Source organism: Vibrio sp. 1069, from assembly GCF_033340555.1.
Genome location: NZ_JAWOWP010000494.1, coordinates 1 through 644, shown reverse-complemented (window position 1 = coordinate 644; position 644 = coordinate 1). Strand labels below are relative to the sequence as shown.

Genomic DNA, 644 nt, shown 5'->3' with positions numbered 1-644 from the left:
GATTCTGTTCAGTACTTCCAGTGGCGAAAAAGCCGCGGCTCTGTAGAGAAGTTCCATGGTGCGGTGATCGACCACGTTGGTCATGCAAATACTCGCACTGGTCGAGAAGTGACAGCCGTTGGTGAGTATCTTAAACAAATTAATGATGTGGCGGGAACGAACACGCAGGCCGAAGTGGCGATCATTTTTGATTGGGAAAACCGTTGGGCAATGGATGATGCTTCAGGTCCTCGCAATGAAGGCATGCACTACGAGCAAACCGTGTGTGACCATTATCGAGGTTTTTGGCAGCAAGGTATTAGCTGCGACATTATAGAGCAGCTATGTGATTTTACTCCTTACAAGATCATTGTTGCACCTATGCTGTACTTAATAAAACCTGGCGTAGCAGAACGTCTGGAAGCATTTGTGGAGCAGGGTGGGACGTTAGTCGCGACTTATTGGAGTGGCATCGTTGATCAGAATGACCTGTGCTTCTTGGGAGGTTTCCCTGGTGGAGAAGGCAGCCCATTGCGCCGCACGTTGGGTATTTGGACTGAAGAGATTGACTCACTCTATGACCATGAACGCGTATTGTTTGAAATGGAAACGCACTCTGGTTTTGGCTTCAGTGGTGAATTTAAGGCCAAGCACTTAATGGAACA

1 protein-coding gene is annotated in these 644 nt (G+C 48.0%); it reads left to right on the top strand.

The genetic code is table 11. From position 1 onward, the window contains the following. Positions 1-644, top strand: a 644-nt coding sequence (locus R7040_RS27360; protein WP_318097729.1) for a beta-galactosidase, incomplete at both ends; no start/stop codon positions are given.